We start from the raw sequence: 24,503 nt of genomic DNA, 5'->3' as shown, positions 1-24,503 counted from the left end.
GTAGTTAAAAATAAGCACAAGCGTTAGGCAATAAAAATTTATTCAATCAACTGATATAAAATACTTTATTAAATCATAAGCAGCACTAGACGCTACTGCCATACTAACCCCACCAAGCAAACCAACTACCGACCAAAATATAGATCGTGTATTCCTGTTTTTAAATGACTTAATTATCTTTGCATCTCCTTTATTTATTTTCAAATAAGATAATGAAAGATAGCTATCAATCGAAACTTCCAACTTTTTAAAACATAGGTCGGCCAACGAACTAACAACATAAAAAACAGACCCATACAACACAATGAATTTGAGAACTTCATTTCCTGAAACTGTCTCAACCTCGATTGCATTAGATACAAAAAAACCAAGAAGCGCTATAACTAGCAGATGACTAAACCTAGATATAAGATGAGAAATACGTTTAAGATGAACTATAAACTTAACCTCTGGAGATTCATCGCAACCTTTCACCCACTCATCAAACATTGCGACGAAATGCCTTGCTTTCACATAGTCACTATACTCAACATTAATTTTAGCAGTTCTAGTAACTATATTAGATAAAATTGCAGAAGATATAAATGGTGGCGCTTCCTTCTCGAACTGAGTAAGATCGGCTATTCTAGATCTAATGCTTATAGTGACCTTATATGCCTCTAAATCACCTGACACTGAGTCAGAGCTCGAGAACTTATAAGTAATCCTCACTTCAGTGGTTGGACTAGGACTGGTTAAGTTATGACACTTAAAATCTTCGAAAGATTTAAATCTTTCAGCCTCCCCTTCATGATGACTAACTACCAACTCCATAATAATAGAGTCTCTGTAAGGTCTAGCCGAGCGTATGCATTGTACTGCTTTATTATGCACTTCCTCTACATCTTCGATTTCAACCAGTATATTATTTTTATATGTCTTTGATATCTCCTGACTTCTTTCATTAACCTTCTTGTGCATTCTAAAGTATAAATCAAGTTCTGCGTCATTCAATACAGGCATATCACCATCTTCGTCATAACCACCTTGTACTTCTATGACATCGCTCATAACCCCGTCCTTGAGTAATTAACTTGGTCCATTATAATTTATCCCGCCTCCAACATGGTTAGAAAGCAAAGGCAGCAAGAGTCAAACAAACTTCTATATCGTCGACGAACATCTATAGCTAAAACCAACAAAAAAATCAATCAAACTTATACCCTTCTAGATCAATAAGTTTAGTCAAAAGCGCAAAGATGCTGTGCTTTTCGTGGACAAGAACAGTGTAGACTAAAAACTATCTCTACATTTGTTATCATCTATAGTAATTTTCGGTAAAAATGTATATTTGAACCTTACATTAGACTTAAACATTCCAACAATCGCAACCACGGCGGAGTGTGCCATGTACCTACTTTGCCGCTTCCATGTCGAATAGAGCCAAAGGCTACTCTTCGCTCATCCTATACAATGCCCTCATCGACCCCTCCCCCCAACGTCAGGCCTTCCATGTCCATTTCCGCGCGTCCTTCCAAGCTGAGCCTGCCTCAGGTCAATCCCGGTGTGACGACGGTACTGGAGTATCTGCTGCTCAAGTTTCCGGCGATTGCCGAGTCACGCTGGCGCGAGCGCATGGCCGAGGGCAAGGTGCATCGCGATGATGGATCGCGGATTACGCCTGAGTCGCCCTACCAGCCACATCTGCGCGTGTTCTATTACCGCGAGGTGGCAAGCGAGCCAAACATTCCCTTCGCGGAGCGGATTCTCTATCAGGATGAGCACATTCTGGTGGCCTACAAGCCGCACTTTTTGCCGGTGACGCCCGGCGGCCTGTACGTGAACGAGTGCCTGCAGCAGCGACTGCGCAAGCGCACCGGGATAGAGGCGCTACAGGCGGTGCATCGGCTGGATAGAGTCACGGCGGGGCTGGTGCTGTGCTCCGTCAATCCCGACACGCGCCCCCTCTACCATCAGCTGTTCAAGTCACGAAATATCCACAAGACCTATCAGGCCATCGCCGAGACACACAGCGATGAATCCCTAGTGGGCCAGCAGTGGGAGGTGAAGAATCGTCTTGAGCAGAGCGAGCAACGCTTCCGCATTCATGTCACCGACGGCGCGGCCAACAGCCACTCGGTGATTCGCTGCGTGCAGCAGACAGACCGCCAGGCATTGTTCGAGCTGCACCCTGTTACCGGCAGAACCCACCAGCTACGCGTGCATATGCAGACGCTGGGCTGGCCGATTCTGAATGACCGCTATTACCCCGTGCTGCAACCGCTCTCGCCGGATGACTACGCGCGCCCCTTGCAACTGCTCTCCAAGGGATTCGAGTTCATTGATCCTGTCACCGGCGAGGAAAGACGCTTCGAATACGACGGTGACCTGACACTGGCGTGAGCCGTGGCATGGCCCGTGGTTGTCGTCGCCAGCCGACGCACAGGCCACGGCATGTGCACAAAGAAATCATCTGGCGAAGGCTTCCTGCTCGACGTCAGGCGGGCTAAGGTTTTCCTCCTGTCCCCGGAAAATAGGCCCATCGATGTCCCGACGTCTCGCAGTGACCGGAGGAGCCGCGCTGGCCGCGCTCCTGTCCTTCCCCGTCCTCGCACAACAAGGGCACGACGGGCCGCCGCCCGATCACGATGGCCCGCCGCCGATGTCAGCGGAAGACCAGGCCCTGAGCGAGGCGCTGCGCGCGCGCATGGGCGATACCAGCACCCAGATGCAGAGCGTGCCCATCCCCGAGAGCGCCGCCGAGTGCGGCGACACGCCAGGTTATGAGCGCATGCTGTGCCTGATTGATCTGCTCAAGGCGGATATCTCCGACGATGACATCCTGCAGAACCTGCAGCATGACTACTCCCTCGCTGAGGCCGAGAACTGGAGCAATCTGCCCGCTGGCGCCTTCCCGAAACGCCCTGGCGTGCTGCTGGGCGAGCTGAATATCAAGCAGCGCGGCCTCGTCAAAGCCATCATGCTGGAAGCCACCGGCCACGCGCCCGATGAAGGCTTCGACGAGATGCTCCAGACGCTCAACGCCGATGACCACATCAACACCGTCAGCACCGACTACAAGGCCGGTTACTCCTCCTACAACACCAAGTTCGCCTTCCTCGGCACGCCCGGCGAGACCGGCACCTGGGAGCTGTACTACGGCGGCCACCACATGGCCTTCGCCAACACCTACACCGACGGCAAGCTGGCCGGTGCCACGCCCTCCTTCCGTGGCGTGGAACCCTTCCCCTATTTCGAGATGAACGGGCGCGTGAACGAGCCACTGACCCAGGAACGCGATGCCTTCGCCACCCTGTTGAGCTCGCTCTCCGATGATCAGAAGGCCAAGGCCACGCTGGAAGGCACCTACCGCGACATCCTCGCTGGCCCTCAGGCCGACGATGCCATCCCCGAAAGCTATGAAGGCCTGCCGGTCTCCGAGTTGGATGATGACCAGCAAGCGCTGCTGCTGACGGCCATCGAGACCTACGTGGACGATATCTCCGCCCCCGAAGCCGCGGCCTACATGGAGAAGTACACCTCCGAGCTTCCCGAGACCTATCTCGGCTTCTCCGGCACGCCGCAGGTCAGCGCCGAAAACGATTATGTGCGGATACACGGCCCGTCGCTGTGGATCGAATTCTCGTTGCAGTCCAACAAGTCCACCGACAAGGTCGGCAACCATCCGCACTCGGTATGGCGTGACCGCACCGACGACTACGGCGGCCAGAGCGAATGACCCGTAGCTCGCCGTGGCGCGCGGTGCTGCTCACGCTCGCGGTGATGATCGGCGGTAATGCCCTGGGAATCAGCGGCATGGGAATCATCCAGTCGGCTCACGCCCATGCCCTGCCCGGCAGCACGCTCATCTTCCAGCAGCAGCCGCAGCATACGCTCAAGCTCACTCTCCAGTTCCCGCGTGAAGACCTGCTGATCGCCGCGCCGGAACTGGCAGCGCTTGGTGACGCCAAGCCTGATGCTCCCTTGGCGCAGACGCTGACAGATCAGCTCGGCGACTATCTCAGTCAGCACCTGGCGCTCTCCAAGGACGGCGACACGCTACCGCTGACGCTCACCGAAGCGCATCTCACCTCTACCTATCAGCCACAACTCGGCGACTACCTGCTGGTCGTCACCCAGTGGAACCTGAGCCACGAAGGCGCCTTACCCGACTCATTGCTGCTGAAATACGACGCCGTGATGCACGAAGTTCGCAATCACCGCGCCGAAGTCGAATGGCAAACACCCGCAGGCGACACCCGCCTGTTGGCAGACTTCGGCTTCTTCCACTCCGCCCACGGCATACGGCTCGATCTACGCAAGGCCAGGCAGGCACCAGCCAAGCAGGAGTGAACCGAGCTGGAGTAAACAAGGCGGTTTGCGTTTCCTGAATCGCGCCCACAAAAAAGCCCTTCCGGCCAATGGCCAGAAGGGCTTTTTGCTTGCTGCGTTCTCGTCTCGATCAGTTCAAGAGACCGTCTCGACAGAACGCTGCGTCAGCTCAGCGAGGGGTGATCGTCAGGCGATCATTCCCACTCGATGGTGGCCGGCGGCTTGCTGCTGACGTCATAGGTGACGCGCGAGACGTGCTCCAGCTCGTTGATGATGCGGTTGGAGACCTTCTCCAGCAGCTCATACGGCAGGTGCGCCCAGCGGGCAGTCATGAAGTCGACGGTCTCGACGGCACGAATGGCGATGACCCACTCGTAACGACGGCCATCGCCGACGACGCCGACGGACTTGACCGGCAGGAAGACGGCGAACGCCTGGCTGGTCTTGTGGTACCAGTCGAAGTTGTGCAGTTCTTCGATGAAGATGGCGTCGGCTTCACGCAGGATATCCGCGTATTCCTTCTTCACTTCACCGAGGATACGCACGCCCAGACCCGGCCCCGGGAAGGGGTGACGGTAGACCATGTCGTAGGGCAGGCCGAGTTCGAGGCCGACCTTGCGGACTTCGTCCTTGAACAGTTCGCGCAGCGGCTCGACCAGTTCCATCTTCATGTCGTCCGGCAGGCCGCCGACATTGTGGTGGGACTTGATGACGTGGGACTTGCCGGTCTTGCTGGCAGCGGATTCGATCACGTCCGGGTAGATGGTGCCCTGGGCGAGGAAGTCGACATCCTTGAGCTTGGCAGCTTCGGCATCGAACACTTCGATGAAGGTGTTGCCGATGGCCTTGCGCTTGGCTTCCGGGTCGCTGACGCCAGCCAGCTTGCCGAGGAAGAGGTCTTCGGCGTCAACACGGATGACCTTCACGCCCATGTGGCGGGAGAAGGTTTCCATGACCTGGTCGCCTTCCTTCTTGCGCAGCAGGCCGTTGTCGACGAAGACGCAGGTCAGCTGGTCGCCGATGGCCTTGTGCAGCAGCGCCGCGACCACGGAGGAGTCGACACCGCCGGACAGGCCGAGCAGCACCTTGCGGTCGCCGACCTGAGCGCGAACGCGATCCGTGAGGTCTTCGATGATCTTGGCCGGAGTCCACAGACGCTCGGACTGGCAGATCTCGATCACGAAGTGCTCGAGGATGCGCTGGCCCTGCAGGGTGTGGGTGACTTCCGGGTGGAACTGCACGCCGTAGAACTGCTTCTCTTCCCACGCCATGGCGGCGATCGGGCAGCTCGGGGTGGAGGCGGTGACGGTGAAGGTCTCCGGGACCTTCGCGACCTTGTCACCGTGGCTCATCCAGACGTCGAGCAGCGGGCGGCCTTCGTCGTCCAGGTGGTCCTTGATGTCCTTGAACAGCGCGGACTCACCGTCGACACGAATCTGGGCATAGCCGAATTCGCGCACGTTGGAGCCTTCGACCTTGCCGCCGAGCTGCTCGGCCATGGTCTGCATGCCGTAACAGATGCCGAACACCGGCAGACCCATCTCGAACACGCACTCAGGCGCACGCGGCGAGTCCAGCTCGGTGACGGATTCCGGGCCACCGGCCAGGATGATGCCGTTGGGGTTGTACTCGCGGATCTCTTCTTCGGTGATGTCGAAGGCACGCACCTCGGAGAACACGCCCAGCTCACGCACGCGACGCGCGATCAGCTGTGTGTACTGGGAACCGAAATCGAGGATCAGGATCTTGTGGGAATGGATGTCTTGCATCTTCAGTCTCTCATTGGGGAGTCGTGAGACCCGCTTCGGAGCTGCGAGGGAGCGCAGGGCCGAAACAATCTGGCGTCGAGGGTAGCCGATACCGAAAGTTCGTTCGACCCAAGCAAAGCGGGAACCCGTGTTGGGCTCCCGCTTTGCGTCGCGCTTCGCTATGTATCAGTCGCGCCGATAGTTGGGCGCTTCCTTGGTGATCTGCACGTCGTGGACGTGGGATTCGGCGAAGCCGGCACCGGTGATCTGCACGAATTGCGGCACGGTGCGCATCTCTTCGATGGTCTGGCTACCGGTGTAGCCCATGGAGGCACGCAGGCCGCCCATCAGCTGGTGCACGATGGCGCTCATCATGCCCTTGTAGGGCACGCGGCCTTCGATGCCTTCCGGTACCAGCTTCTCGACGCCGGCATTCTTGTCCTGGAAGTAACGGTCGCTGGAACCCTGGGTCTGGGACATGGCGCCCATGGAACCCATGCCGCGATACGCCTTGTAGGTACGACCCTGGAACAGCTCGACTTCGCCCGGGGCTTCTTCCGTCCCGGCGAGCAGACCGCCGATCATGACGATGCTGGCGCCTGCGGCGATGGCCTTGGCGATGTCACCGGAGAAGCGGATACCGCCATCGGCGATGACCGGCACGTCGTACTTGGCCATGGCGGCCGCGACGTTGGCGACGGCGCTCATCTGCGGCACACCGACACCGGCGACGATACGCGTGGTGCAGATGGAACCCGGGCCGATGCCGACCTTGACGCCGTCTGCGCCGGCTTCTGCCAGGGCGATGGCGGCTTCAGCGGTCGCGATGTTGCCACCGATGACCTGAATCTTCGGGTGATGCTCCTTGACCCAGGCGACACGGTCGATCACGCCCTTGGAGTGACCGTGAGCGGTGTCGACGACAATGACGTCAACGCCGGCTTCGGCCAGTGCAGCGACGCGGTCCGGGGTTTCCGGGCCGGTGCCGACGGCGGCGCCGACCAGCAGGCTGCCGTTGCTGTCCTTCGCCGCGTTCGGGTAGGTCTTGACCTTCTCGATGTCGCGAACGGTGACGAGGCCGCGCAGGCGGAATTCGTCATCGACGATCGGCATCTTCTCGATGCGGCTTTCCTGCAGCTTGGCCTTGATCTGGTCCAGCGGCGTGCCTTCCAGCACGGTGACCAGCTTCTCGCGGCCGGTCATGATGCCGGCGACGGTATCGCTGAAGTCAGGCTGGAAGCGCATGTCGCGACCGGTCACGATGCCGACCAGGTATTCGCCCTCGACCACCGGGAAGCCGGAGTAGCCATGCTCCTCGGACATTGCCAGCAGATCCTGGATCTTGGCCTTCGGGCTGACAGTGACCGGGTCACGCACGATGACGCTTTCGTGCTTCTTGACCTTGCGGACTTCCGCGGCCTGCTGGGCGATGCTCATGCTCTTGTGGATGATGCCGACACCACCTTCCTGCGCCATGGCGATGGCCAGGCGAGCTTCGGTGACGGTATCCATCGCAGAGGAGATAAGCGGGATATTGACGCTGATGTCGCGTGTGAGACGTGATCTCAGGCTGACGTCCTTGGGGAGGACCTCGGAGTAGCCGGGGACGAGAAGAACGTCATCAAACGTCAGAGCTTCTTGCGCTATACGTAGCATGTCGAACGCCCAGTAGCAGTTTATGAGGGATGCGCGAAAGCCGCAGTGCAGGGCCCGATGGACAGGCGCCATGACTACGGTTCTAGCGGTTGCTGCGAGGTAATCACCCATGATAACCCATTCGCCCCGCCCGAGACAAACGTCGCAGGCTATCAAACTCGCAACTTCACGTCCCGACGACACTAACCATCTGGTCAACTAAAGCCACGGATGGCGCGGCCTGCGGGCTGGCGGGCGGTGAGCCACCTTGCCAGAGCCGAGCCTCGCTGGGTGCTGGCCAGCGCATCCCGAGGATCGCTTTGATCGTCTCTCGCTTCTCGCCTGTGGCATCATTGTCTTGTTCTCTTCACAAGCTTCAATAGTCGCCCTCACTCAAGCTTCCGTCAGCTCCAGCACAAGGAATGTCGCGTGTTCGAAACCTCGTCTGCCGCCAACGCCATCAGCGTGACCCAGCTCAACCGCGAGGCCAAGGGCCTGCTGGAGCGAGGCATGGGGGAGCTCTGGATCGAGGGGGAGATCTCGGGCTTTTCGCAGCCGCGCTCCGGCCACTGCTACTTCACGCTCAAGGATGACAACGCCCAGGTGCGCTGTGCGCTGTTCAAGAGCCGCGCCCAGTTTCTGCGCGTGAAGCCCAGGGATGGCGATCGGGTGCGGGTGCGCGCCAAGGTGTCGCTGTTCGAGGCGCGTGGCGACTATCAGTTGATCGTCGAGGCGTTGCAGCAGGCGGGGCTGGGGGAGTGGCTGGCGCGACTGGCACGCTTGAGAGAACAACTGGCGGCCGAGGGCGTGTTCGCCAATCAGCGCGCCCTGCCCCATCCGCCGCGCCATCTGGGCGTGATCACCTCCGCGACCGGCGCCGCGCTGCAGGATGTTATCGCGGTGACGCGCAAGCGCTGGCCACAGGCGCATCTGAGCGTGTTGCCGGTCGCCGTGCAGGGGCCGCAGGCGGTGCCGCAACTGATTCGCGCGGTGGCGATGGCCAATCGCGACAGCGACTGTGATGCGCTGCTGATCACACGCGGCGGCGGCAGCCTGGAAGACCTGTGGGCCTTCAATGACCAGCATCTGGCGCGCGCCATCTTCCACTCGCGCCTGCCGGTGGTGGCCGCCATCGGCCACGAGACCGATACCACCCTGGCGGAACTGGCCGCCGACCTGCGCGCGCCGACGCCCTCCGCTGCAGCCGAGGCGCTGTACCCGGACCAACGCGCCCAGGTGCAGCAACTGACCGCCCTCAAGCAGCGCCTGTGGCGCGCGCAGCGTGCCCGCCTCGATCAGGCGGCGCAGCGGCTGGATCATGCCCGCTCGCGCCTGCGTCATCCGGCCCGTGAGCTGGAAACCCAGCGCCAGCGTGCCCGCGAGCTGGAACGCCGCCTGCACACCGCAGTGCGCATGCGCATGACCAGTGAGCAGCAGAAGGCCGACCAGCTGACCCGCCGCCTGCAGCAGGCCAGTCCCGCGCGCGACATCCAGCGCCATCGTCAGCAACTGGCGATGCTGACCCCGCGCCTCAACAACGCCCTGCCACGCCGCCTGGCCGCTGATCGTGAGCGCCTGGAAGGCGCGATGCGCGCGCTGAATGCAGTCAGTCCGCTCAATGTGCTCAACCGTGGCTACGCCATCGTCGAACGCGTCGGCAGCGGCCAGACGCAGTCACCCGGCGACAGCAAGGTGATTCGCGCCGCCCACCAGACCCAACCCGGCGAGATGCTCTCGATCCGCCTCGGCGAAGGCCGCCTGGCCGTCGAGGTCAAACGCCGCTACAAGCCGCGCCCCTGAGCCCTGTCTTGCCTCGGACTGACGAGAACAAGACGAGAACAAGACGAAAAAAGCCCCGCTACCTGAACCGGTAACGGGGCTTTTTCTTGGGCGCTTTACGTCCGACACACCGGGCCACTTTTGGCCTTACGACCTTCGCGTGGCGCCGGGCCGCTTTTGACCTCATGCCCTTCACGTGGCTTCGGACGCGTTAGATCAAAAATCAGGCGGACCCTGCTCGGCGCCCGGCTTGAACACGCCCGGCTCCAGATCATGTCGTCCCAGCAGCTTGTAGAAGTCGGTGCGGTTACGCCCGGCGATACGCGCCGCCTGGGTCACGTTGCCTTCGGTGATCTTCAGCACCTTGATCAGGTAGCTGCGCTCGAAGCCGGCACGCGCCTCGGAGAAGGACGGCAAGGCGTTCTCTTCCGCGGCCAGCGCCTGGGAGACCAGCGCTTCCGGAATCATCGAGGAGCTGGTCAGGGCGACGCACTGCTCGACCACGTTGACCAGCTGACGCACGTTGCCCGGCCAGGCACTGGAGGCCAGCAGGTTGAGCGCTTCCGGCGAGAAGCCCTTCACGAACGGCTTGTGGCGCGCGGCGGCCTGGCTGATCAGATACTTGGCCAGCAGTGGCACATCCTCGGCACGCTCGCGCAGGGCGGGCAGCTTCAGGTTGACCACGTTGAGGCGGTAGTAGAGGTCTTCGCGGAAGTCGCCGTCATGCATCGCCTTGTCGAGATTGCGGTGCGTGGCGGAGATGATGCGCACATCGATGGGCACCGAGGTGGTGGAGCCCAGCGGGCGAATCTGACGCTCCTGCAGGGCACGCAGCAGCTTGACCTGCAGCGCCAGCGGCATGTCGCCGATCTCGTCGAGGAACAGGGTGCCGCCGTCCGCCGCCTGGAACAGGCCCTGGTGGGCACTGACCGCGCCGGTGAACGAGCCCTTGGCGTGACCGAACAGCTCGCTTTCCAGCAGCTGCTCCGGCAGCGCGCCACAGTTGATGGCGACGAAGGGACGCGAGGCGCGCGGGCTGGCGTTGTGGATGGCCTTGGCCATCAGCTCCTTGCCCGAACCGGACGGACCGGTGACCAGCACGCTGACATCGGATGCCGCCACCATGCGCGCCTGCTCGAGAATCTGCTCCATCTGCGGGGAGCGAGTGATGATGCCAGCGCGCCAGGCATCGTCACCCTCCTTTACGGGCGGCGCCTGGGCCAGCGCCTCATCGATGGCGGCGAACAGCTCGTCCTTGTCGACCGGCTTGGTCAGGAAGCTGAACACGCCCTGACGGGTGGCACTGACGGCATCAGGGATGGAGCCGTGTGCGGTCAGCAGGATAACGGGCATGCCCGGCTGACGCTTCTGCAGTTCACCGAACAGGGCCATGCCATCCATTTCATCCATGCGCAGGTCGGACAGGACCAGGTCTGGACGTGCGGCTTCGAGACGGCTGAGCGCCTCGCGGCCACTGCTGGCCGTCGTGACCTTGAAGCCACGGCTTTCGAGACGCATGCCGAGCAGCTTGAGCAGGCTCGCATCATCATCGACGAGCAGAATATGCGCTTGTGCGTATTTCACACTAACTCTCCTTGCGACACCCGAGGGCCTGGGACATCGACGTCGGGGCCGCACAGTCTTGCGTCATGCAATCGCGGGGATTGAGTGACAGGGTCGTGGCCAGAGTCTGCCGCTGAGGGTTCAGGGCGTGCTCTGGCGGCGCGAATTGATCGATTCTTCGATGGCCGTCAAGGCTTCCAGCTTCTTGGTCAGCTGGGCGTTCTCGGCGCTGAGCTTGCGACGGGCACCGTCATTCTTGTCACGCTCGGCGATCAGACCGCGACGCTCCTCGAGGCCATTGAGCCACTGACGAAGCAGCGGCTGCAGGCGGCTCGGGGCAGTGGGCAGGTCCGCCTTGTAGAGGTCGGAGGCCAGCTCCCAGTCCGATTCATCGCCCCAGCTGAGCACGATGGCACGCGCGAGACGACGGTCGTGGCGGTTGCCTTCCAGCTGCAACAGGGTGCTTTCACGCCAGCCGCTGTTGCCACGCTGGGCCTGCAGCGCGAAGGCGACCCATTCATCCAGCAGGCAGTCCTCGCCGGTGAAGTCCGGCAGGTCGCCGGCGCCGTAGCAGCTCTCCCGCACACTCGGGCTGACCACTTCCGGCTCGCTGCCCGGCATGGTGATATTGGTCAGGGCGCCACAGGCGCTAAGCGTACTGAGCAACACGCCTGCAGCCAGGCGCATCAGTAGTCGTTGACCCTTCATCACTTCAGTTCCTTGCGTGCTTGATGGCGTTCAATGACGCCATTTCATGTGGTGTGGACTGCTGATCCGCTCCGGCGGCATCCCTGTCTGCCTGCGGTTCATGCTCGCCGCCTTCCCCTGACGTCAGCGAGCGACTCGGTGTCGGCAATGTCAGCCGGAAGCAGACATCCGCCTTGGGGTCATCCACCAGCGCCAATTGACCATATTGGGCGCGGGCGCTGTCAGCGGCAACCGAGAGACCGATGCCCGAGCCCTTGAGCGGGCCCTTGCGCTTCACCGCGCCCTGATAGAAGGGCTTGAACAGGTGGTCACGGTCCTGGGCGGCGATGGGTTCACCGCTGTTGGCGACTTCGATGATCAGCTTGCGACGCTCCTTGCGGGCTCTCAACCACAGGTCGCCACTGTCTTCGCCGTAGGCGATGGCATTGGAGATCAGGTTGTCGAGAATCCGCCCGGTACGCGGCCTGTCCGCCTCCCAACTGAGGCTGGCAGGCGGAAGATGCACGCGCATGCCCTTCTTTTCCAGTGCCAGGCGATGTTTTGCCAGCACTTCCTTGAACACTTCATGCACATCGAAGCGGCTCTGTTCGAGGCCCTGATTGTGCTGCAGCAGATTGTAGTCGAGGAGTTGCTCGATCAGCTTCTGCAATTCCTTGCTGGAGTCATCCAGCAGGCCAAGAATCTCGGTCTGGTGCGGACTCAGCGGCCCGGCGACCTCGTCGATCAGCAGGCCGGTGCCTTCACGGATGCTGGCCAGCGGGGTCTTGAGCTCATGCGACATGTGACGCAGGAACTGCTGCTTCTGCTCCTCGAGCTCATCCAGACGCGTCGACAGCCAGTTGAGACGCTCGCCCAGCTGCACCAGCTCCGCCGGCCCCTTGATGACGATGGGTCGCTCGCTGTCGGTGCCGCTGCCCAGGCCATTGATGCGGCGTTCCAGCTGCCGGATGGGACGGATGATCAGCCAGGTGAAGAACAGCATCAACAGCAGACTGATGGAGACCAGCGCGGCGGTCTGCCACCACAGCTGATTCTTGACCTGGGAGGCGCGGGCGCGGATGCCTTCGATACGCGCATCGACGAGTTCACGCGTGGAGTTGAGCAGGCCGCTGGCCTGGATCGAGAAGGGCCCGAAGTCTTCCAGATGGCGACTGACCTGATCGACGCTCATCTCGGGCATGCGCTCGAGCTGTGACAGCGTCGCCTTCAATTCGCTGACGCGGGGGTCGCCCTCGCCCAACAGGCGCGCCTGCTCATCCAGCAAGGTGCGGAAGCTGTTGGCCTTGTCGGCGTAGATCTTCATCAGATCAGGATTTTCCAGCACGGCGTACTGGCGGGCGCTACGCTCCATCTCGACGGCGAGATTGGTCAGCGTGCGGGCGCGGCGGGTCTGGTCGACGGCCTGGCGGGCACTGACATCCGCCAGTTCCGACAACTCCGACAGCGCCTGCCCTGCTTGAAACATGAGCACGGCAATCGGCAGCATCACCACCAGAAATGCCATCAGAACCAGCTGCGGCAGCGAGCGGGGACGCCAGCGTCGTGACACTGTGGAGGCCATGGAAAGAACTCTATGCAAGAAAGGGGTGGTCATCATCGAATCACGTCTTCCTAGAATACCAGAGTTCACCAGCGTCCATCGCGGTTGCCAGTTCGTTAATAAATATGACTCTTATTCAAATCACTACGCCGCCACGAGACAAACCGCCCCATTGGCAACGTTTCGCATGAAATTGTTGGCCATTCAGCGCTAGACGCACAAAAAAAGAGGGCCGGCATAGCCGGCCCCAAGTACGCAGGGAACTGAAGGGTCAGTCATCACGTGGTGCCTCTGGTACCTGGAGACCAGAGGCACCACGTGATTGGCGGGTCTGACAGGTGGTCTGCCTGTCAGTCCCGGGAGAAAAGAACGTCACCTGGTGGTCGTTCCAGGTCAGTTGACGTTCACGCCGGACAGCGTCCGCGCTCCCTATCGGATGTGAAGCAGGGGGCAACACATCGCAATGTGGATGATCGAGTCGGATGGCTTGCCGACTTGCCCGCCTCGATCGTCAATTCGGGGATGACGGCAGCCAATCTCTCCGGCTACCGCATCGGTTTCGGGCATCCTTGCCCGGGCGTCCTTGCCCTCAAGATACTGTCCATGCCCACCAGGGGCCGTACCTGTCTCATCGCAACCTGAAGTCACACATCGCGTGGAGCAGACGCTTGGCCTGTCAGCGATCACGGAGCGCACAGGGTAGTGAGTACCGTCATCGCTGGAAGGCCAGAGAAAGGGCCGGTAATGCACCTCATATCTCTTGCTCAAGGTACCTATTGCCAAAGGCGTGCCATAAACGCGAAAACACATTACAAAACAATGACTTGAAAAGATGGTCACGGCGATAGGCATGCCAATGTTGCCCAGGGCGGCACACAGAGTCGTGTTTTACTGGCCGATTCGTCGCGATTTGCCAACACATATACGGAGCATGCTATTTTTCCCTTTTGAATCAATATCTTGAAACGTCTCCTTTGCAAGACAATCCCGCAAGGGGTGGGGAAAAACTGCGACACCTACGCAAGAACACCCGCTGATCAGCCCTCATCGAGGAAGGTCATCAGCGGGTGTTCTCTGGGCGATTCACACTGGCAGGCAAGTGAGGTGTGACTAGAGCGACTTGAGCAATACCTTGGAGTTACGCGCCGAGTTGTAGGCCTCGCGACGCATGGGCGGCAGGTCTTGCAGGCCGGCCGACTCGAAACCGTGCTCGATGAACCAGTGGACGGTATGGGTCGTCAGCGCATACAGACGCTCGACGCCGGCGCGACGCGCGCGCAGCTCGATCTCGGCCAGCAGCTGCTCGCCGCGCTGTCCGCGGCGATAGTCATCATGCACGGCCACGCAGGCCAGTTCGCCCATGGCGGCGTCACGGCTGAGGTGCAGCGCCGCACACCCGATGACCATGCCATCGCGCTCCAGCACCACATAGTCGTCGATCTCATGTTCGAGACGCTCACGCGAGCGGGCCACCAGAATGCCACGCTGCTCCAGCGGCCCCAGCAGTGCCAGCAGGCCACCGACATCCTCGAGCCGCGCCTTGCGCAGCTGCTCGTAGCCCTGACGCGTGATCATGGTGCCGATGCCGTCACGGGTGAACAGCTCGCCCAGCAGGGCATCACGGTCGCGCCAGCTCAACAGGTGAGTGCGCCCGACGCCGCGCCGTGCGGCGCCACAGGCAGCAGCCAGATGGCGCGACAGCTCACTGTCGTCATCGCGGGACGGCGCCATCAGTGCGGCTTCCTCCGGATTGAGCTGACGCAGCAGCTCGCCGTCTTCGCCGAACAGGCCCTCCCCTTCGCCAAGCAGGATCAGCTTGTCAGCGGCCAGCGCCACGGCGGCGTGTTCGGCGACCTCAGCGGCGTCCAGATCGAACACCTCGCCGGTGCTGGAATAGCCCAGCGGCGGCAGCACGACGATGGCCTGCTGCGAGAGCAGCCCCTGGATCGCCTCGCTGCGCACACGGCGCACCTCGCCACCATGCAGGAAGTCGACGCCATGACGCACACCCAGCGGCTTGGCCATCACCAGATTGCCGGAGACGGCGGAGAGCTCCACGCCATGCAGCGGCGTATTGGGCAGCCCCTGGGACAGACTCGCCTCAAGACGCAGACGCAGCGTGGCGACCTGCTGCTCCAGATGGCCGAGAATCTCGCGAGTCACTACCCAGCGGCCCTGATGGCGGTCCGCCTCGATATCGGCAGCTTGCAACGCCTCGGCCACCTGCGGGCGCACCCCGAACACCACCACCAGCTTCACGCCGAGGGTATGCAGCAACGCCAGATCCTGTATCAACTGCGTTCGTCGTGACGAGGACAGGGCATCGCCCTCGATCAGAATGACGAAGGTGCGGCCACGATGGGCATTGATATAGGGAGAGGAGTTGCGAAACCAGTCCGCGAAGGGGAAACGCGTGTTCAAGAGCCAGCTCCGGGCAGGAGAGAGGGAAAATGGCATGTCAGGCATGCCCATGAATCATCATATCAGCGCCGCAGGCTGCACGGCGAGCGGTGCCCCCTGACAACCATGTGTCAGACATGAGAAAGGCGACCGCCCTTCACTGCCCCCGTCACTCTGCCAATGCAAAATCGACGGCTGCAAGCGCATGAATCGCCGTAGTGTCGTAGAGAGGAACATCAGTATCAGCTTGCTCTACCAATAGCGATATCTCGGTACACCCCAGAATTACCGCCTCAGCGCCTTGTTGATACAAGTCCGCAATCACAGCCAGAAATGCCTCGCGGGATTCCTGCTTGATGACGCCCTTGCACAATTCATCATAAATTATCTTATGTACCAGCTGGCGTTCGTCTTCTGCCGGAACGACGACGTCAATACCGAACTTTTCGGCAAGGCGACCTTTATAAAAACCCTGCTCCATGGTGAAACGCGTGCCCAGCAGCCCGACGCTCTTGATGCCGTCGCCGAGCACCTTCGCTGCCGTGGCATCCGCAATATGGATGACAGGGATGGAAATCGCAGTCTCTATCTCTGCGAAGACCTTGTGCATGGTATTCGTGCAGATCACCAGACATTCAGCCCCTCCGGCCTCTACTGCCTTGGCTGACTCTGCAAGGATGTCAGCCGTCCTGTCCCACTCACCCGCATGCTGATAGCTTTCGATGATACTGAAATCCACACTCTGCAAGCAGATCTTCGCGCTATGAAGACCGCCCAGGCGCGCATTGATTTCGCGATTGATAGCGCTGTAATAACTGACGGTGGATTCCCAACTCATTCCTCCCAACAGACCAATAGTCTTCATCAGCGAATCCTTGTCGACAGAGAGATTGAAGCCACGTACAGGTCTGGATGACTACCTACAAGAACGACGATTCAAACCAGCGTAGGCAAGGGAAACACCCCAGTTCATCACATGCTGATCAACATACCGTTCAGACACGAGAAAGGCGACCCGAAGGTCGCCTTTCTCATTTTTCCAATTCAGCTCTGGATCATGCGTCGGCTTAGCCGAACATGCCCTTGAACATGAAGAAGAACAGGATCGACAGGATCGCGCCGGCCGGCAGAGTGATCAGCCAGGACATCACGATGGTGCCGATCACGCGCAGGTTGAGCGCTGCCATGCCGCGTGCCAGACCTACCCCCAGCACCGCACCGACGAGGGTGTGGGTGGTGGAGATCGGCAGGCCGGTGCCGGAGGCCAGCACGACGGTCGAGGCGGCGGCCAGCGTGGCCGCGAAGCCGCGTGACGGCGTCAGCTCGGTAATGCCGGTGCCGACAGTGGCAATGACGCGACGACCATAGGTGACCAGGCCGACGACGATACCGCCGCCACCCAGCACGAGGACCCACCACGGCATGCTCGCCTTGGCGCCGATCTGACCGGCAGAGTCGACGACGCTGATGATGGCCGCCAGCGGACCGACCGCATTGGCCACGTCGTTGGAGCCGTGGGCGAAGGCCATCGCACAGGCGGTGAACATCATCAGCAGGCCGAACACCTTCTCGACGCCGCTGAAGTCGAAGTCGTCACCGGTGGCGCGATTCTTCTCCTTGAGGCGTGAACGCGCGACCTTGCGCTCCATCAGCACGCCGATACCCATCACGATGGCGCCGATGACGACGGCCAGCAGCAGGCTGGATTCGAAGCTCAGGTGCAGGCCGACATGCTTGAGGCCCTTGACCATGGTCACCATCGAGATGATGAAGCCGACCAGGAACATGTACATCGGCACGTAGCGCTTGGCGGCCGCGAACGGGTCTTCGTTGTCGAAGATCAGCGTCTGCACGGACTTGAACAGCACGAAGGCGATGGAGCCCGCCAGCAGCGGCGAGACCAGCCAGGAGGCCGCGATCTGACCGACCTTGGTCCATTCGACGGCATCCACACCCAGACCCGCAGCGGAGAAGCCGACGATGGCGCCGACGATGGAGTGGGTGGTCGAGACCGGCCAGCCCTTCATGGAAGCGATCAGCAGCCAGATACCGGCGGCCAGCAGCGAGGCCAGCATGCCGTAGACCAGGAACTGCGGATTCTCGATCAGCAGTGACGGGTCGATGATGCCCTTGCGGATGGTGTCAGTCACCTCACCACCGGCAAGCCAGGCACCGAGGAATTCGAAGATCACGGCGATGATGATCGCCTGCTTGATGGTGATCGCCTTGGAACCTACCGAGGTTCCCATGGCATTGGCGACGTCATTCGCACCCACACCCCATGCCATGAAGAAACCGAACAGACAGGCAAGAATGACGAGCACATCGCCGTATTGAGCAATGATGGACATAGAAGACTCTTGGACAGATGGCAGGACGTCCTGATGGCGCTCAGCGCGCCATCAGGATCTGCAGTCGGGTACCGACCTTTTCCGCTTGGTCAGCCACATCGCCGACCCAATCGATGATCTTGTAGAGGAAGATCACATCGACGGGCGGGAGGCTGGCTTCCAGCGAGAACAGGGTCTGGCGGATGGCGATCTGCTGTTCGTCGGACTGCTTCTCGAGCTCATGCAGCTCGTTGATCAGCTTGTCGACCAGCTCGCTCATGTTGCGCCCGAAACCGGACTCGACGAGGTCTTCCAGTTCACCCAACGCACGACGCGCCTGGCAGACCGATTCGACCGCAGTCTTGAGATACTCACGCATGGCGGGCACCAGTGCGGTGGGTATCTGCATATGACGACCCAGCATGATCCCGGCGATGTCCTTGGTGACATTCGCGATGGAATCCTGGACATGGATCAGCTCGAGAAGGTCGGAGCGCGAGACCGGCAGGAACAGCGAGTTGGGCAGGTTGAGACGCAGCTGCGTCTTCAACTCGTCCGCTTCACGCTCCAGCCCGCTGATGGTCTTGCGAATGCTGGCTGCCTGCTCCCAATCACCCTGCTCGCAGGCGTCGAAGAAGGTCAGCAAGTGCTGGGCGCACTCGTCGGTCTTGATGATGTGGGTGTGCAGCGCCTTGAAAGGCGAGCGCCCGAACATCGAAGAGAAAGGGTTGGTCGTTACCATAGTGGCCGTCGGCGTTAAGGATTGACGCGCGGAGTGTAGCAAAGCCTTTGTGACGATCACATAACTTTCATCGTAACGTCATGATACCGCCTTGCTGTTGTCATTTACGCAACAACAGCGGCAGTTCGGGGGAACACGAAGGATTCCAGAAGAGAGATTGTCATGTAGCGGCAGGACTCGTGGTCGCTGGCTTTATCCACTGTTCGTAATATAACCAAGGACGTGACGACAGGCAATTGCTGTCACTTCAATGTCATCATGCTGTCATATAAGTGTGATTCGGCCGACAGACCGATATCCCGCATGCCCTTCCGCCCTCCCCGCGCTTGCCTTGCCGCGGGCCAGGCGCGAGCATGAGACACATGAGCCTTCATCACCATGCACCACGCTTGCCGGAGGCTCTGCGGTCCTGGCGCCGCTGTCACCCTCATCCGTCAGCATCTGTCTTCATTCATCCGTACAGGGAGTGCCCATCATGGCGCAGGAAATCGAACTCAAACTGGCACTGTCTCAACCCGTCATTGATCGCGATGCCATTCTGGAGACACTGACGAGCATTGCAGAACTGGCAACGGTCGCCCCCAGGCGGCGCTGGCTGGCCAACACCTACTTCGACACCCCCGAGCATGCGCTGGAGCGCGCGCGCATGGCGCTGCGTCTGCGCCGGAGCGGTGAGGATGCCGACAGTACGGGTGCCCTGCGCCAGACGCTCAAGACCAGCGGCGAGAGCCATGGCGGACTGCATTCACGCGGCGAATGGGAGTGGGAGCTGCCCAAGGGCCAGACCGGCCTCGACCTCGACGGCCTGCGTGACCTGCCGCCCTTGCAGGCGCTGGAAGACGGCGCCCGCGAGCAGCTGCTGAGTGCACTCGCGCCCAGCTTCAGCACCGATTTCGAGCGTCATGCCTGGCAGATCGACGTCAAGGCGACACGCAGCGACGCGAATGTGAGCGACGAGCAGGTCACCGTCGGCGTCGAGATGGCGCTGGACCTGGGCGCGGTGAAGGCCAGTGGTCGCGAAGTGGCCATCCAGGAGATCGAGCTCGAGCTGACCGGCGGCGAAGAACTCGCCCCCGAGGTGAGAGAAGGCGTGCTCTGGCAGCTGGCGGATTCACTGGCCAGCCGCCTGGCACTGCGCCCGGCGGATGCCAGCAAGGCCAAGCGCGGCGCGGCGCTGCGGGATGGCGAATGGCATGAGAAGACGCTGGATACCGCTGACCCCGGCGCGCTGCTGTCCGCCGCCATCGATGCGCTCGATGCCCACGCCGACCGTCAGGCGAAAGACGACCTCAAGTGGCACGCGCATGCGCTGGCCGCCCTGTCGGCCCTTGCATCACGGCTGGCCGCCAGCCAGCATCCCGGCCATATCCATGCGGTGGCGCTGGTCGAGGCGCTGGAAAGCAGCGACGGCGACGCCTCACAGGACTGGGCGACTCGCGACTTCGGCCAGCACAGCCTGTCACTGCTCGCGACGCTGCGCGGCTGAATCTCAGCACGACACTGACTGCCCAGCCGCCAGGCGCTAGACCACTGGCTGATGGACAACGGCCGGGCAGTCACTGAAGGTCACACACTGAGACACCCCCGATACGCCCTGACATTCATCCGGCGTCGTCACGCCCGTCAAGGAAGCCTGCATGCCTGAACGCCAGGGCCCTGCCAATGAATATGGCAGCACGCCGCAAAGCCCCCCAGCGACATCCTCGCACCCCAGTGACTACGAGCCCGCGACGGGCCGCCTGCGCGCGCGGCTGTTCCACTGGATCTTCGAATCCGATACCAAGGCGGCCAAGGCCTTCGATATCGGCCTGATCCTGATGATCTTCGCCAGTGTCGCCGTGGTGATGCTCGACAGCGTGCCCTCGCTGAATGCGCAATACGGCGAGCTGTTCCGCATCATGGAGTGGGGCTTCACGATCATCTTCACGCTGGAATATGCCGTCCGCCTCTACTGCCTGAAGCATCCCGGCACCTGGGCCAAGGGCTTCTACGGCGTGCTCGACCTGCTGTCGATCGCGCCCACCTGGCTGTCGCTGCTGATTCCGGGCGCCCAGGCCCTGCTGGTGGTACGCGTGCTGCGTGTGCTGCGCCTGTTCCGCGTGTTGCGCCTGATGGCCTTCGTCGGCGAGGGCCGCATGCTGGTCGAGGCCATGACGCGCAGCCGGCGCAAGATCCTGCTGTTCTTCATCACCGTGCTCAGCATCGTCACGGTGTTCGGCGCTCTGATCTATCTGATCGAGCCACCCGAGGCCGGCTTCACCTCCATCCCCAAGGCGCTCTACTGGGGCGTGGTGACGCTGACGACGGTGGGCTATGGCGACATCGCGCCCATCACGCCGCTGGGGCAGTTCATCTCGGCGCTGATGATGATTCTCGGCTACTCGATTCTCGCCGTGCCCACCGGGGTGTTCTCGGCCGAGGTCCTCAACGGCCTGCGCATGCAGCAGACCAGCGACGAAGCCTGCCCGGGCTGTGGTCGTGAAGGCCATGATCGCAACGCCAAGTACTGCAAGTTCTGCGGCACCTGGCTGGACGAGGACACCCGCGACCCGCGCGAGCCGGAACCGGAACCGGAGCCTGAGCCGGAACCTGAGACAGAGCCGGATCCCGAATCTGCGCCTGACGCAGAGACGCCATCGGACGATCAGCCAGAACCTCCCGAGAGCGGGCCTCCCGATAGCGGGCCTCCCGATAGCGACCGCAGCTGACGAAGCCGAGAATCACTCAGCACACGACAACTCCTCGGAAATGACAACGCCCCCGCGACCGCAAGGTCCGGGGGCGTCTTCGTATGGCAAGGCGATGTCAGCGCCGTGAAGCGCTACGCTGTCGCGATCACTCAGTGAAGCTCGAGATATCGCCACGTCCTTCGCGCACGATCACCGGCGGCAGCTCGCGCAGGTCCACCACACTGGTGGTCTCGAAGCTGCAGGCGCCGCCGTCGATGACCAGATCCAGCGCGTGTCCGAAGCGCTCGCGAATCTCTTCGGCGTCCGTCATCGGCAGCTCCTCACCAGGCGGAATCAGCGTCACGCTCATCAGCGGTTCGCGATGGGTTTCCAGCAGGGCGTGGGTGATGGCGTGGTCTGGCACGCGCACGCCGATGGAGCGGCGCTTGGGGTGCAGCAGCAGGCGCGGCACTTCGGAAGTCGCCTGCAGGATGAAGGTATAGGCGCCCGGCGTGTGACTCTTGAGCAGGCGGAAGATGGCGTTGTCGACCTTGGCGTAGGTGCCGATTTCCGAGAGGTCAGAACACACCAGGGTGAAGTTGTGCTTGTCGTCCAGCTGACGCAGGCGCTTGATGCGCTCGATGGCCTTCTTCTCGCCCAGATGACAGCCCAGCGCGTAGCCGGAGTCGGTCGGATAGGCAATCACGCCACCCTGCTGGATGATGGCGACGGCCTGATCGATGAGGCGTTTCTGGGGATTTTCGGGATGAATCTGGAAGAACTGTCCCATGCGGTGCTCCTTGCGTCTGGGCGCCAGCCCGGCAGGCGGACTGGCGTCACGGTGATCTCTTGATATCACATGGAGGCAGCGTCGGCCGCAAAAAAGGGCGCGATGCGCGGATGACACCACACGGGCGGCACCTTGGTGCGGGGCGGCGGACTCATGCTGCCGGGCGCCAGCGGGCCGCCGGGGAAGTGGAAGTCACTGCCGACGGAGGCGTAGAGGCCCAGCTCATCCAGCTGACGCGCCAGGTCACGCGCGCGATCGATATTCTGGAAGCCGCTGACCAGCTCCGCGCCTTCACCGCCGGCGGCAATGAAGTCACGCAGCAGCTCGCCACGCTTGGTGCGCGTCAGCTTGTAGCGCATCGGGTGCGCCATCACGGCGATGCCGCCATCGGCACGCACCCAGCCCACCGCCTCTTCCATCTCCGGCCAGTGCGCCTTGACGTCGCCTTTCTGACCCGCGCCCAGGTGCCGCTTGAAGGCGTCCTGCAGGTTGCGTGCAATCCCGGCCTCGACCAGCGCGCGGGCGAAATCCGGGCGTGACAGCGGGCGGTCGCCTGAGCCACTCAGCGTGGCCTGCTCCCGGGCGCGCTCGAAGGCATTCTCGAGCCCGAGCTTTTCCATGCGCGTGGCGATCTCGTGGCTGCGGCGTTCACGCGCCTCGTGCTGCTGCTTGAGACCGGCGCTCAGCGCATCGCCGGCGCCCTCGGGCATCAACGCCACGATGTGGATGGTCTGGTTGCGCCAGCGGACCGACAGCTCACAGCCGGGCAGCAACGAGATTCCCTCGGCGCGGGCGGCCTGCTGGGCCTCGAAGATGCCTTCCATGCTGTCGTGATCGGTCAGTGACATGCGCGACAGACCGCGCCGCGCGGCCAGGGCCACCAGCTCTGTCGGTGCCATGCCGCCATCGGAGGCGGTGGAATGCATGTGCAGGTCGATGTCCGGCACCTCAATATCGGAATCGAAGCGCTCCGGCAGCGGGCGAAACTCGATCGGCTTGCGGGATGTGGAAATCGGCGAAGAGTCGGACAGAACGTCGGACACGGGGAACCTCTCGGGATGAACGTCTGTGCCACGCGATGCCTGAGATGCAGGCGATCCAGCGGGCCAGGCGTCGGGCAGTATTGGCTGCGTTGCGCGCCCGGACACACAGGGGCTTTGTCAGCAGGCAGCAATGGCGGCAGAATGAGCACATGCAGGCAAGGGTGCGCCGCTGGTGTCAGACAGGATACCACTCGCACAGGCCCTTGCCTTCCCGACGGCTGCGTCGTCGTGTTCAGGAGTGCGCATTACCCATGAAGATGTTGCTCGACTTTCTGCCGATCGTGATCTTCTTCGCCGTCTACAAGATGACTGGCGACATGATCATGGCTACCGCCGTGTTGATTCCCGCGACCCTCGCGCAGGTGCTGTACATCTACTGGCGCCACAAGCGCGTCGAGAAGATGCAGCTGGTCACCCTGGCGCTGGTCGTCGTGCTGGGTGGCGCGACCGTGCTGTTCGGCAACAGCTCCTTCATCCAGTGGAAGCCCACCGTGGTCAACTGGCTGTTCGCCGTCGCCTTCCTGCTGTCGCCGCTGTTCGGTGGCAAGCCGCTGGTGGAACGCATGATGGAAAAGGCGATTCAGCTGCCGCGCCCCATCTGGCACCGCCTCAATCTGGCCTGGGTGGTATTCTTCCTCGCCATGGGCGGCCTCAACATCTACGTCTTCAGCCACTATTCGGAAGACATCTGGGTCGATTTCAAGCTGTTCGGCATGCTCGGTCTGACACTGCTGTTCGTCATCGTTCAGGGCGTCTACCTGTCCCGTCACATGGTGCAGGCCCCTCAGGAAGAGAACGCTTCCTCGACCAATTCTCAAAAGGATGATTCGTGATGCTCTACTCCATTGTCTGTCAGGACGTCGAAGGTAGCCTCGAAGCACGCATGGCGGCGCGTCCGCCGCATCTGGCACGTCTGGAAGCGCTGCACGCCGCCGGTCGTCTGGTCATCGCCGGCCCCAACCCGGCCATCGACAGCGAAGCACCGGGCGAAGCCGGCTTCAGCGGCAGCGTCATCATCGCCGAGTTCGATTCCCTCGAAGACGCCCAGAAGTGGGCCGATGCCGATCCCTTCGTCATCGCCGGTGTCTATGAAAGCGCCGAAGTGAAGCCCTTCAAGCAGACCCTGCCCTAGCCCGGCGTCCGACCGGTCATCTGACCGGCGGTTTCTCACAGACGACGGACAGCCTGGCTGTCCGTCGTCTGCATTGCAGGCCTTGCTCTGCCGCTGTCTCGCTGTGCTGCTCT

General features: G+C 61.4%; 20 protein-coding genes. 8 read left to right on the top strand and 12 right to left on the bottom strand.

Annotation, left to right across the window (positions count from 1 at the left end; genetic code table 11):
* Positions 1–42 precede the first annotated feature (42 nt).
* Positions 43–1,050, bottom strand: coding sequence for a hypothetical protein (locus tag QD208_RS00950; protein WP_248379946.1), 1,008 nt, complete (start codon positions 1,048–1,050; stop codon positions 43–45).
* A 441-nt stretch (positions 1,051–1,491) separates the two neighbouring features.
* On the opposite strand from QD208_RS00950, the gene QD208_RS00945 reads away from it, so the two are divergent.
* The 3 genes from QD208_RS00945 to QD208_RS00935 all read left to right on the top strand — a co-directional run bounded on the left by QD208_RS00945 (position 1,492) and on the right by QD208_RS00935 (position 4,332).
* Entirely contained in the window at positions 1,492–2,382 is an 891-nt protein-coding gene (locus tag QD208_RS00945; protein ID WP_279835295.1) for a pseudouridine synthase, read from the top strand.
* Between the two features lie 142 nt (positions 2,383–2,524).
* On the top strand, positions 2,525–3,718 hold the full coding sequence (locus QD208_RS00940) for a DUF3500 domain-containing protein (protein ID WP_279835294.1): 1,194 nt from the start codon (positions 2,525–2,527) through the stop codon (positions 3,716–3,718).
* The gene (locus QD208_RS00935) at positions 3,715–4,332 is read left to right on the top strand and encodes a hypothetical protein (RefSeq protein WP_279835293.1); all 618 of its coding nucleotides are present in this window, start codon (positions 3,715–3,717) and stop codon (positions 4,330–4,332) included. Before QD208_RS00940 ends, QD208_RS00935 begins: the two co-directional genes overlap by 4 nt.
* Positions 4,333–4,505: 173 nt before the next feature.
* Here the strand turns inward: QD208_RS00935 and guaA are convergent, their stop codons facing one another.
* Positions 4,506–6,080, bottom strand: a complete 1,575-nt coding sequence (guaA, locus tag QD208_RS00930; RefSeq protein ID WP_054555315.1) for a glutamine-hydrolyzing GMP synthase — start codon at positions 6,078–6,080, stop codon at positions 4,506–4,508.
* A gap of 165 nt (positions 6,081–6,245) precedes the next feature.
* A complete protein-coding gene (guaB, locus tag QD208_RS00925) occupies positions 6,246–7,715 on the bottom strand; it encodes an IMP dehydrogenase (protein ID WP_131431234.1) in 1,470 nt (489 codons plus the stop codon).
* A gap of 408 nt (positions 7,716–8,123) precedes the next feature.
* On the opposite strand from guaB, the gene xseA reads away from it, so the two are divergent.
* Positions 8,124–9,494, top strand: a complete 1,371-nt coding sequence (xseA, locus tag QD208_RS00920) for an exodeoxyribonuclease VII large subunit (RefSeq protein ID WP_279835291.1) — start codon at positions 8,124–8,126, stop codon at positions 9,492–9,494.
* Positions 9,495–9,689: 195 nt separating this feature from the next.
* Here xseA and glrR read toward each other — a convergent pair whose 3' ends face one another.
* The 7 genes from glrR to QD208_RS00885 all read right to left on the bottom strand — a co-directional run bounded on the left by glrR (position 9,690) and on the right by QD208_RS00885 (position 18,756).
* Positions 9,690–11,057, bottom strand: a complete 1,368-nt coding sequence (gene glrR / locus QD208_RS00915) for a two-component system response regulator GlrR (protein WP_054555312.1) — start codon at positions 11,055–11,057, stop codon at positions 9,690–9,692.
* 120 nt (positions 11,058–11,177) lie between these two features.
* A complete protein-coding gene (locus QD208_RS00910) occupies positions 11,178–11,744 on the bottom strand; it encodes a hypothetical protein (protein WP_052384557.1) in 567 nt (188 codons plus the stop codon).
* Positions 11,745–11,748: 4 nt separating this feature from the next.
* Positions 11,749–13,305 (bottom strand): HAMP domain-containing sensor histidine kinase, encoded by a 1,557-nt coding sequence (locus QD208_RS00905; RefSeq protein WP_279835289.1) that lies wholly within the window; start codon positions 13,303–13,305, stop codon positions 11,749–11,751.
* Positions 13,306–14,394: 1,089 nt separating this feature from the next.
* Complete coding sequence (gene argA, locus QD208_RS00900; protein WP_279835287.1) at positions 14,395–15,705, bottom strand: amino-acid N-acetyltransferase; 1,311 nt, start codon at positions 15,703–15,705, stop codon at positions 14,395–14,397.
* Positions 15,706–15,853: 148 nt separating this feature from the next.
* Positions 15,854–16,549, bottom strand: a complete 696-nt coding sequence (locus QD208_RS00895) for an aspartate/glutamate racemase family protein (RefSeq protein WP_279835286.1) — start codon at positions 16,547–16,549, stop codon at positions 15,854–15,856.
* A gap of 202 nt (positions 16,550–16,751) precedes the next feature.
* Positions 16,752–18,035, bottom strand: a complete 1,284-nt coding sequence (locus QD208_RS00890; RefSeq protein WP_043333714.1) for an inorganic phosphate transporter — start codon at positions 18,033–18,035, stop codon at positions 16,752–16,754.
* Positions 18,036–18,075: 40 nt separating this feature from the next.
* Positions 18,076–18,756: a TIGR00153 family protein gene (locus QD208_RS00885; protein ID WP_043333713.1), complete on the bottom strand. Its 681-nt coding sequence runs from the start codon at positions 18,754–18,756 to the stop codon at positions 18,076–18,078.
* Positions 18,757–19,231: 475 nt separating this feature from the next.
* Between QD208_RS00885 and QD208_RS00880 the strand changes: the two genes are divergently transcribed.
* Both QD208_RS00880 and QD208_RS00875 read left to right on the top strand, forming a co-directional pair.
* The gene (locus QD208_RS00880) at positions 19,232–20,242 is read left to right on the top strand and encodes a CYTH domain-containing protein (RefSeq protein WP_279835285.1); all 1,011 of its coding nucleotides are present in this window, start codon (positions 19,232–19,234) and stop codon (positions 20,240–20,242) included.
* Positions 20,243–20,393: 151 nt separating this feature from the next.
* Positions 20,394–21,464 carry an ion transporter gene (locus QD208_RS00875; protein ID WP_279835284.1) on the top strand — a complete coding sequence of 357 codons (1,071 nt, stop codon included), beginning with the start codon at positions 20,394–20,396 and terminating at the stop codon, positions 21,462–21,464.
* A 127-nt stretch (positions 21,465–21,591) separates the two neighbouring features.
* On the opposite strand, the gene QD208_RS00870 is transcribed toward QD208_RS00875, so the two are convergent.
* On the bottom strand, positions 21,592–22,215 hold the full coding sequence (locus QD208_RS00870; RefSeq protein ID WP_054555307.1) for an L-threonylcarbamoyladenylate synthase: 624 nt from the start codon (positions 22,213–22,215) through the stop codon (positions 21,592–21,594).
* Positions 22,216–22,280: 65 nt separating this feature from the next.
* Positions 22,281–23,141: a PHP domain-containing protein gene (locus tag QD208_RS00865; protein ID WP_131432877.1), complete on the bottom strand. Its 861-nt coding sequence runs from the start codon at positions 23,139–23,141 to the stop codon at positions 22,281–22,283.
* Between the two features lie 368 nt (positions 23,142–23,509).
* Here QD208_RS00865 and QD208_RS00860 point away from each other — a divergent pair, with 368 nt between their 5' ends.
* Entirely contained in the window at positions 23,510–24,091 is a 582-nt protein-coding gene (locus tag QD208_RS00860) for a septation protein A (RefSeq protein WP_043333711.1), read from the top strand.
* Positions 24,091–24,390, top strand: a complete 300-nt coding sequence (locus QD208_RS00855) for a YciI family protein (RefSeq protein ID WP_043333710.1) — start codon at positions 24,091–24,093, stop codon at positions 24,388–24,390. Before QD208_RS00860 ends, QD208_RS00855 begins: the two co-directional genes overlap by 1 nt.
* Positions 24,391–24,503: the final 113 nt, after the last annotated feature.

Source organism: Cobetia sp. 29-18-1 (assembly GCF_029846405.1).
Taxonomy (GTDB): domain Bacteria; phylum Pseudomonadota; class Gammaproteobacteria; order Pseudomonadales; family Halomonadaceae; genus Cobetia; species Cobetia amphilecti.
Note: the sequence above shows the minus strand (reverse complement) of the source record. Positions and strands in the feature narration are given on the sequence as shown.

Excerpts from the sequence above, each read along its gene's own strand:
- QD208_RS00950 (WP_248379946.1), bottom strand. The coding sequence starts at position 1,050 with ATGAGCGATGTCATAGAAGTACAAGGTGGTTATGACGAAGATGGTGAT.
- QD208_RS00945 (WP_279835295.1), top strand. The coding sequence starts at position 1,492 with ATGTCCATTTCCGCGCGTCCTTCCAAGCTGAGCCTGCCTCAGGTCAAT.
- QD208_RS00940 (WP_279835294.1), top strand. The coding sequence starts at position 2,525 with ATGTCCCGACGTCTCGCAGTGACCGGAGGAGCCGCGCTGGCCGCGCTC.
- QD208_RS00935 (WP_279835293.1), top strand. The coding sequence starts at position 3,715 with ATGACCCGTAGCTCGCCGTGGCGCGCGGTGCTGCTCACGCTCGCGGTG.
- guaA (WP_054555315.1), bottom strand. The coding sequence starts at position 6,080 with ATGCAAGACATCCATTCCCACAAGATCCTGATCCTCGATTTCGGTTCC.
- guaB (WP_131431234.1), bottom strand. The coding sequence starts at position 7,715 with ATGCTACGTATAGCGCAAGAAGCTCTGACGTTTGATGACGTTCTTCTC.
- QD208_RS00910 (WP_052384557.1), bottom strand. The coding sequence starts at position 11,744 with ATGAAGGGTCAACGACTACTGATGCGCCTGGCTGCAGGCGTGTTGCTC.
- QD208_RS00905 (WP_279835289.1), bottom strand. The coding sequence starts at position 13,305 with ATGGCCTCCACAGTGTCACGACGCTGGCGTCCCCGCTCGCTGCCGCAG.
- QD208_RS00895 (WP_279835286.1), bottom strand. The coding sequence starts at position 16,549 with ATGAAGACTATTGGTCTGTTGGGAGGAATGAGTTGGGAATCCACCGTC.
- QD208_RS00890 (WP_043333714.1), bottom strand. The coding sequence starts at position 18,035 with ATGTCCATCATTGCTCAATACGGCGATGTGCTCGTCATTCTTGCCTGT.
- QD208_RS00885 (WP_043333713.1), bottom strand. The coding sequence starts at position 18,756 with ATGGTAACGACCAACCCTTTCTCTTCGATGTTCGGGCGCTCGCCTTTC.
- QD208_RS00880 (WP_279835285.1), top strand. The coding sequence starts at position 19,232 with ATGGCGCAGGAAATCGAACTCAAACTGGCACTGTCTCAACCCGTCATT.
- QD208_RS00875 (WP_279835284.1), top strand. The coding sequence starts at position 20,394 with ATGCCTGAACGCCAGGGCCCTGCCAATGAATATGGCAGCACGCCGCAA.
- QD208_RS00870 (WP_054555307.1), bottom strand. The coding sequence starts at position 22,215 with ATGGGACAGTTCTTCCAGATTCATCCCGAAAATCCCCAGAAACGCCTC.
- QD208_RS00865 (WP_131432877.1), bottom strand. The coding sequence starts at position 23,141 with ATGCATTCCACCGCCTCCGATGGCGGCATGGCACCGACAGAGCTGGTG.
- QD208_RS00860 (WP_043333711.1), top strand. The coding sequence starts at position 23,510 with ATGAAGATGTTGCTCGACTTTCTGCCGATCGTGATCTTCTTCGCCGTC.
- QD208_RS00855 (WP_043333710.1), top strand. The coding sequence starts at position 24,091 with ATGCTCTACTCCATTGTCTGTCAGGACGTCGAAGGTAGCCTCGAAGCA.